This window comes from Sulfurovum sp., from assembly GCF_041551015.1.
Taxonomy (GTDB): domain Bacteria; phylum Campylobacterota; class Campylobacteria; order Campylobacterales; family Sulfurovaceae; genus Sulfurovum.
Map to the genome: position 1 here is coordinate 1 of NZ_JBFENQ010000093.1, position 7,205 is coordinate 7,205.

General features: G+C 38.5%; 10 protein-coding genes. 4 read left to right on the forward strand and 6 right to left on the reverse strand.

Going from position 1 to position 7,205, the window contains the following annotated elements:
• A partial coding sequence (locus ABZC96_RS06925) for a DNA mismatch repair protein (protein ID WP_373030029.1) occupies nt 1-2,162 on the reverse strand: 2,162 nt, incomplete at its 3' end.
• 254 nt (nt 2,163-2,416) lie between these two features.
• Here ABZC96_RS06925 and rpmI point away from each other — a divergent pair.
• Nucleotides 2,417-2,608, forward strand: coding sequence for a 50S ribosomal protein L35 (gene rpmI, locus ABZC96_RS06930; RefSeq protein ID WP_223891958.1), 192 nt, complete (start codon nt 2,417-2,419; stop codon nt 2,606-2,608).
• Between the two features lie 218 nt (nt 2,609-2,826).
• Entirely contained in the window at nt 2,827-3,183 is a 357-nt protein-coding gene (gene rplT, locus ABZC96_RS06935; protein ID WP_373030031.1) for a 50S ribosomal protein L20, read from the forward strand.
• A 276-nt stretch (nt 3,184-3,459) separates the two neighbouring features.
• On the opposite strand, the gene ABZC96_RS06940 is transcribed toward rplT, so the two are convergent.
• The 5 genes from ABZC96_RS06940 to ABZC96_RS06960 all read right to left on the reverse strand — a co-directional run bounded on the left by ABZC96_RS06940 (nt 3,460) and on the right by ABZC96_RS06960 (nt 5,876).
• Complete coding sequence (locus ABZC96_RS06940) at nt 3,460-4,200, reverse strand: ferredoxin-thioredoxin reductase catalytic domain-containing protein (RefSeq protein WP_373030032.1); 741 nt, start codon at nt 4,198-4,200, stop codon at nt 3,460-3,462.
• Nucleotides 4,200-4,682, reverse strand: a complete 483-nt coding sequence (locus ABZC96_RS06945; protein WP_373030033.1) for a hypothetical protein — start codon at nt 4,680-4,682, stop codon at nt 4,200-4,202. The genes ABZC96_RS06940 and ABZC96_RS06945 overlap by 1 nt, the downstream gene beginning before the upstream one ends.
• A 110-nt stretch (nt 4,683-4,792) precedes the next feature.
• Complete coding sequence (locus tag ABZC96_RS06950; protein ID WP_373030034.1) at nt 4,793-5,125, reverse strand: hypothetical protein; 333 nt, start codon at nt 5,123-5,125, stop codon at nt 4,793-4,795.
• A gap of 15 nt (nt 5,126-5,140) precedes the next feature.
• Entirely contained in the window at nt 5,141-5,578 is a 438-nt protein-coding gene (locus tag ABZC96_RS06955) for a DoxX family protein (RefSeq protein WP_373030036.1), read from the reverse strand.
• 130 nt (nt 5,579-5,708) lie between these two features.
• Entirely contained in the window at nt 5,709-5,876 is a 168-nt protein-coding gene (locus ABZC96_RS06960; RefSeq protein ID WP_373030037.1) for a hypothetical protein, read from the reverse strand.
• 336 nt (nt 5,877-6,212) lie between these two features.
• Between ABZC96_RS06960 and ABZC96_RS06965 the strand changes: the two genes are divergently transcribed.
• Both ABZC96_RS06965 and ABZC96_RS06970 read left to right on the forward strand, forming a co-directional pair.
• Complete coding sequence (locus ABZC96_RS06965) at nt 6,213-6,713, forward strand: gluconate 2-dehydrogenase subunit 3 family protein (RefSeq protein WP_373030039.1); 501 nt, start codon at nt 6,213-6,215, stop codon at nt 6,711-6,713.
• A partial coding sequence (locus ABZC96_RS06970) for an FAD-dependent oxidoreductase (RefSeq protein ID WP_373030040.1) occupies nt 6,710-7,205 on the forward strand: 496 nt, incomplete at its 3' end. The genes ABZC96_RS06965 and ABZC96_RS06970, both read left to right, overlap by 4 nt.

Genomic DNA, 7,205 nt, shown 5'->3' on the forward strand with positions numbered 1-7,205 from the left:
ACCGCAGGTACAAAAAAACCTGCTTGTGCTAAGACTATGGAGAGACCGATGCTTTTCATAAGAGAGGATTTCCCTGAAGAGTTGATACCATACAGAAGTGTACCTAAAACATCTTCTCCATCGCTGGCATTGAGGGTGATGTGATTGTGCACAGTTCCATTGTTCTCTCCTAAAAAAACATCATTAGGAACATAAATACCTCTTTCATCATTGGATTCTATAATGGGATGACGCAATGCAGTTGCCTCATAAAAGTTGCCTTCTTCTATGATAGGACGGGATAGGTTCATCGTTTTGCTACATTTTGCATTGGAAATAGCCACGTCTATATTCGCGATAAAGACGATGAGTTTGTCCAGAAGCAATGAAAATCTATTTTCAAGCAGATCAAGACTCTCTATGTACCGTTGTTTGACAAGTGAGACAAGTTTAATTTGAGATGTTTCATAATTTCTTGTGATCTCCTCAAAAAGAGGGGCTTGTACTTTGACGGCATTTTTTAAGTATTTATAGTGAAAGTCTTTAAAAAAGTGATGTTGGTTGTCAATGGTCACAAAAGAGTCCTTAAGAGACTTCTCTATAAGCGTAAAACGGTTTTTTGTAAGATTGAGAAAGTAACCTTCACTTTCCAAGTAACTCACCGTAGCATACTTGGCTGTACCACTAAAGAGTTTGTCTTTTTCAAAGAGCGACTCAACATGCGTGGCGACATCTTCCATTTTGTTTACTTCTTTTTGCTGTGTCTTGACAATGCTGTCAATAGCAGGGTAGACACCATCTTTAAAAAGGTTATCATTGATCTGTTCTATGCGGAACCTTGCACAGATGTCCAGTTCAAAGGTGTCATTTAAGACTTTTAGCATCTCTTGTGTTTCATCATAGAGGTTGTCATCTATTTCAAGACCATTACTTTGAGCATCTTCAAGAAGTTTCAGGATCGCGTCTAAAGACATAGAGATATACGTAAGTTCTACAGGGTGCAGTTTACGGAGTTTGATACGTCGCGTAATACGCTCAAGGTCATAGATCTGCTTCAGGTGAGTCTCAAAACGATTAATACTTGGGAGTAACCGTTCCGTAAGGTCATAGCGTTTTTCAAGTAGTGCTTTATCACAGATAGGGTTGAGTAGCCGCTCTTTAAGAAGACGTTTTCCAAAAGCTGTAGAGGTTTTGTCTATCAGGTCAAGCAGTGTGATATCAGAGGGGTCACGGGAGATAACTGAAAGCTGTTCCATGGCATTATTACCGATGTACATATAACGATTATTCCCTAGGAATTGCGGCTTGTTCATTTTCTCTATAATACTCTCATCATGCTCGATGATAAAGTCGATCAATACCGCCAAAGACTCTGTAGTATACGGGTGTCTCTCAAGGTCTAGAAACTCGATACTGGAAAGAAACGAGTTGATGTTGAAGACACGGGTAAAGAGTTCGTTTTGAAATTGTATTTTAAAACGTTTTGTATTGAGAGAGTAGTGCAGAGACTCGAGTTCCAAATAGTGCACGATCCAATCTTTGTCTATCTCTTTACTGTCAAGTGTGATGATGACTTCTGAAGTAGTATAGGTTTGTAAAAGGTTAAAAGCTTCATCCAGCGCGTATGTTTTGTCATCACGGGTGGAGTGTATCTCGTTACAGATAGTTTTCCCTGTACTCACATCTATAGCGGCATACCCTACAGAGAAGATACCGGCATTTTCATCTATGAGCAGAGAGACAATGTTGTTTTCAGAGGGTTCACTTAAGTATTCAAAGTTGGTACCCGGAGAGATGATGTTAGACACATAGCGTTTGATATTTGGCATCTCACCTTTTTGCTTCACGACAATGATCGTATATTTCTTGGTAGCGATGAGTCTGGCAAGATAGCGGTCTAAAGAGACGGCAGGTACACCAGCGAGGAGAGGATTGGAAACCGAGTTTTCTAGTACGGCTTTACTTTTACGGGTAAGTTGGATGTTGAGAAGTTCAGCGATCTCTTTGGCTTTACCTACTTTGAGTGCATCATTATTGACTTCGTAGACTTCAAAAAAAGTTCCAATTTCCATTAAAACCAGTGCATCTTTCCCATATTTTTCTTCAAAATGCACTTGCAAATTAAAATAAACCTCTGTTAAAAGTTTCTTTTTCTGAGAAAGTATTTCGGTCACTTTGTCCACTAGGCTTACCCTCATTTTTAATAGATAGATTTTAGCACAAATAGGGTTAGAGATATCGGTATAGAATAGATTTATAAATCTTTTAGATATTTTGGGTATAATACCGTCCCATTTTCTACTACTTGGCTGTAGTGAAAATCAAATAGAAAAAACGACTGGTCGTTCGAGCATGCTACTGAAGCAAACTCAACGTTAGCGTAGTTTTTCGGGCTTTGCCCCAAAAGCGTTCTATAATAAACAAAGGGAGTAAGCATATGCCAAAAATGAAAAGTGTTAAAGGCGCTGTTAAGCGTTTTAAAGTGAAAAAAAGCGGCAAAATCAAAAGAGGTACGGCGTATAGAAGTCACATTCTTTCTAAAGTTGATGGTAAACATCACAGAAGTATGAGAAGTCCTAAGCACGTTGACCCTGTTGATGCAAAAAACATTAAAGAGATGATTAACTAATCACTTTTTGATTTAAAAAAGGAAATGCGACTGGTCGCATGAGCCAACTGCTGAAGTTAACTCAGCGTTAGCGTAGTTTTGTTGGACTTTGTTCAAAAAACGTTCCTGACAGATAATATTCCCCCGATTAGGGGCAAGTTCAAACAGAGAGAATGTTTGACACCTACTAAAACTGACTTTTAAAAAGTTACAGTACAAGTCTAAGGTAAAGGAAAACCATGAGAGTAAAAACTGGTGTCGTAAGAAGTAGAAGACACAAAAGACTATTAAAACAAGCTAGAGGGTTCTATAGCGGTAGAAGAAAACACTTCAGAAAAGCAAAAGAGCAACTTGAGCGTTCATTAGTATATGCTTACAGAGATAGAAGACAAAAAAAGAGAGATTTCAGAAGACTCTGGATCGTTCGTATTAACGCAGCAACAAGATTAAATGGTATGAATTATTCAACATTTATGCATGGTCTTAAACTTGCAAACATCGAACTTGACAGAAAAATTCTTGCAGATATGGCAATGAATGCTCCTGAAAGTTTTACAAAAGTAGCTGATGCTTCTAAAGCAGCACTTGCTAAATAATTAACTTTTTAGTTAACTATTTCTTGAGGAGTTTCGGCTCCTCATCCCCTTTAATTATTTCCCCAACTTTTTTAAAATTTATAATTTTGTCTTTGGATTGTATTGTATTCATTCCTTTTTTTATTTGTTGATGCAACAAATAAGAAAATGAACCCAAAAAAACAAAATGCAAAGGACTGTCGTGGGCTAATTGATAGTATTATCGTTGTGATTTGTTTGAGGGGTAAGGGCTTCCGCATTTTTGGAGAGGAGGAATCCTCCAAATAGGAATAGAGGTTATCCTCTTTGTGTTTCTCCTGAGAATCCTATGATCCCTGGTCTGAGGTTACATACGTGTTCGAATCCTAAACTTTTCATAGCATGCTGTACCTGGTAGCTTCTGCTTCCTGAGTGGCAGTATACGATGATCGGTTCTGATTTTTTACCTGCTAGTTCTGCTTCTACTTTTGCGTAGAATTGTGAAGTAGGTACAAGAGTATCTGTTCCTACGATATGAGACATTTGAAACTCCATGAACTCTCTTGTGTCTACAAGGGTAAAGTTGATCATCCCTAGGTTTCTTGCTTCGATAAGCGCTTCAAGTTCATCTCCGTCAAGCTGCTCCTCTTTAAGTAGCACCTCTGCCTGCTCTTTTGTAAGGCCACCTGAGTGTTGGTGTACCACCTCTTCTATCTCATCATGCATCATTTGTGCTTTTGCATATTCAGGAGTACAGAAAATTCCACAGTGACATGTCCCATCTTCAGGAATCTCTTTTTCTAGTGCAGGTGTACATGGACAGATGCGATTATCTGCTGCTTTTTGTTCCTCTTTTGTTTCTCCTATAACCATAAAACAAGGACAAAATCTCTTACCATAGATGAGTTTGTTTCGAGCAAGCCCCATAGCTACACCTTCGTTGACCTCTTCATTTGGGTTGAGAACAAAACCAAATTGGTTATTTACCTTATCTACAAAGGTCCATGTCTTTTCTAGTTCAGCTTGAAATTCATCTGAGTTCATATCTATCGGTTGCATTACATTCCTTTCATTGTCGTGTTGGTACTGTTTATTTCTAACGTTTTTGCCATCTCATCAAACTCTTGCACAAAAACTTGTATTTTCTTGCCCCAGTCTATCAGTAGCTCTTGTGTTTTGTTGAGGTCGATATGGATATGTTGCTCATTGATCTCAATGCCCGCTTCTTTTGTTTCAACGACCCCTTTTTCTAAATCATCAGAGAGCTTTTTCATTTGTTCACCCATTTTTTTATTTAAGTCTCTAAAGAAATCTTTAGTCTTATTTGTATCTATGGTAATGGTACCATCTTCCATGTTGATACCCATATTGTTCAGTTTTGACGTGTTTTTGTCTTGGAGGTCTTTTTTTGCCTTTAGCTCTGCAAGTAACGTTTCTCTAGCTTGTTGTGCTATTTTGGCATCATGCTTAGCTTGCTGTTCTTTATCTTCACAGCCGGTAAAAGAGAGTAATAGTATGAGACTTATAAGTAAGTATCGCATAAGCATCCTTTTTGAATTAATAGATACATTATACAATGATTTATAAAAGAAAGATAAATCTCCCATATCTTGAGATAGAGGAGATTTAAAGAAGAAGCGTTATGTGTAGATTATTCTCCACATTTACCTTTACCGCATTTACCTTTATCTGGCGCAGGTTTTGTTTCTTTTCTTTTTTCTAGGTCTGCTCCACATCTGCCATCATTATTCATCATGCCTTTTTGGGAGTCACCACATTTCCCATCACCACGCTTCATGTCTCTTTGGGAATCTCCACATCTGCCATCCCCGCGTTTCATGTCTCTTTGAGCATCCCCACATCTACCATCACTACCCATCATACCTTCTTGTGAGTTCCCACATTTTCCCTCTGCCGTAGCTAAGGTGAAAGATAAAGCTAAAGCACCTAAAAATAATAATCCTAACTGAAGTGTTTTTTTCATCGTTGATCCTTTTTGTTATTGCTCCTCTCCAAAGAGAAGGTGATCTAAACTAAGTTTTCCGGCTCCAAATGAGGCAAATATCGCTAAAAATAGCATGTAATATAAAGGAATTTCAAAGCCATTGTCTCCTGCAGAAAAGCCATGTGTCAAATGTACGGCCGTAATGGCAACAATCATTACCACTATAAGCGGAAGAGATATAAGTCTTGTAAAAAGACCCAATGTTAACAGCACAACACCCAATAGTTCTGTACTAGCTGCCAGGTAGGCATTTAAAGTAGGGAAAGGGATTCCTATGGTACCAAACCAGGTAGAAACACTGGAGATATCTGACCACTTTTGCATTGCAGGTCCGTAAAACCCATAAGCGATAGTAAGTCTGGCAAAAAGCAAAGCAATGTTTTGCCCTTTGCTTAATATATTTTTGGTGATGGGGTAGATATTTTTTAGCATTTGTAACTCCTTTATATACAATATGTATGTTGTTACGGTATAAGTATAGTATGAAACATGTGTACTGTGTGTGTATTGAATGAAGGAAAATAAAATGCCTCTCTATTTTAGAGAGGAGAAGAGGAAGATGCTAGTTATCGCCACATTTTTGTGTAGGGACTTCAGTTTTCTCCATGGCTGTACCGCATTTACCCGCTTCGCATTTCATGACAGGTGTTTCTGGTTTTTTATCCTCTCCGCATCCTGTAAGTGCAAGCATTGCCAATCCCAGTAGTCCTGAAAAGAGTAGTTGTTTCATCCGTCGTCCTTTATTGTTTTTAATTAATGGGAAGAAGTATATCATACAATCCATAGGTATTTATGTTTAGGGAAAGAGGTATCGTATCTCTTAATGTTAACCGTTATTCGCAATGCTGTCCAGTTCTGTCTATGACGTTATTATTGCTACATCCGGTAAAAGCACCTAGTGACAATCCCAGCAACAAACACAAAATAAATTTTTTCATTTCTGCTTCCTTATATTTTTTGACACTTTAAGTATAATATCTAAACCGTGCAAAGTACGTGCAGTGTATTGCACCTAAAGTACACACAATAGTATTATGATTAAAAAAATCAATGTAAAGACACATAAATGAAAAGAAGAAAATTTCTCATATTGGGGTCTGTCCTTGGACTTTCTCCCTATTTACAGGCAAAAGAGACAAGTGACTTTGAGAAAGAATTCAGAGATATTGAGCCGACACTCTCTGCTGTGCAGGAGCATCTTTTTCCCGAAGGGAGTAAGCTCCCCTCTGCAAAATCCATGAAGGTTACACAATTTTTGTTTGAAACGATGATGCACAAGAGTTTTGATAAAGACATCAAAGCTTTTGTCATTGAAGGGGCAAAAGAATTGGAGAAGAGAGAAAAAGGACGATTTACCTCTATGACAGAGCAGGAGAAAGAGAAAGCTTTACGTGTCTATGAAGAGACAAATTACGGACGTAACTGGTTGTCTCGTATCATGACACTAACAATGGAAGGACTTTTCTCTGACCCAATTTATGGCTCAAACATTAAAGAAGCAGGGTGGCAGGCGATCTCTTCATATGGTGGTTTCCCAAGACCCAAAACAAGGTATATTGAACTATGAGTATGTATGATGTCGTTATCGTAGGCTCAGGAGCAAGTGGTGGAGCTGTAGCATATACTTTATGTCAAGCGGGGTACAAGGTAGCAGTCTTGGAAAAAGGCAGACTTATCAGGCGTGAAGAGTTCTCTAAAGATGAGTTGGCCTACAGCAGAAGAGACCTGGTAACACCTAATTTATTTGATGAATATCATACGATAGAGGAAAAAGTAGAGGGGAAATGGGTAGCCACCCCCACCTATGAATCTGGATGGAGCTTTTGGAATGGTAACATCGTGGGAGGATCTTCCAACTTGATGTCTGGGATGGTGCACCGTATGCACCCTGATGATTTTAGACTCAAGAGTAAATATGGAGAGATAGAAGGAGCCAATGTGGTTGACTGGCCTATTTCCTATGAAGAGTTGGAACCATATTACACGTTAACAGAAGAGTTGGTAGGCATTTCCGGTAAAGTAGATAAACACCCTTTTGAACCACCTCGAAGTACTATAG

Excerpts from the sequence above, each read along its gene's own strand:
- rpmI (WP_223891958.1), top strand. The coding sequence starts at position 2,417 with ATGCCAAAAATGAAAAGTGTTAAAGGCGCTGTTAAGCGTTTTAAAGTG.
- rplT (WP_373030031.1), top strand. The coding sequence starts at position 2,827 with ATGAGAGTAAAAACTGGTGTCGTAAGAAGTAGAAGACACAAAAGACTA.
- ABZC96_RS06940 (WP_373030032.1), bottom strand. The coding sequence starts at position 4,200 with ATGCAACCGATAGATATGAACTCAGATGAATTTCAAGCTGAACTAGAA.
- ABZC96_RS06945 (WP_373030033.1), bottom strand. The coding sequence starts at position 4,682 with ATGCGATACTTACTTATAAGTCTCATACTATTACTCTCTTTTACCGGC.
- ABZC96_RS06950 (WP_373030034.1), bottom strand. The coding sequence starts at position 5,125 with ATGAAAAAAACACTTCAGTTAGGATTATTATTTTTAGGTGCTTTAGCT.
- ABZC96_RS06955 (WP_373030036.1), bottom strand. The coding sequence starts at position 5,578 with ATGCTAAAAAATATCTACCCCATCACCAAAAATATATTAAGCAAAGGG.
- ABZC96_RS06960 (WP_373030037.1), bottom strand. The coding sequence starts at position 5,876 with ATGAAACAACTACTCTTTTCAGGACTACTGGGATTGGCAATGCTTGCA.
- ABZC96_RS06965 (WP_373030039.1), top strand. The coding sequence starts at position 6,213 with ATGAAAAGAAGAAAATTTCTCATATTGGGGTCTGTCCTTGGACTTTCT.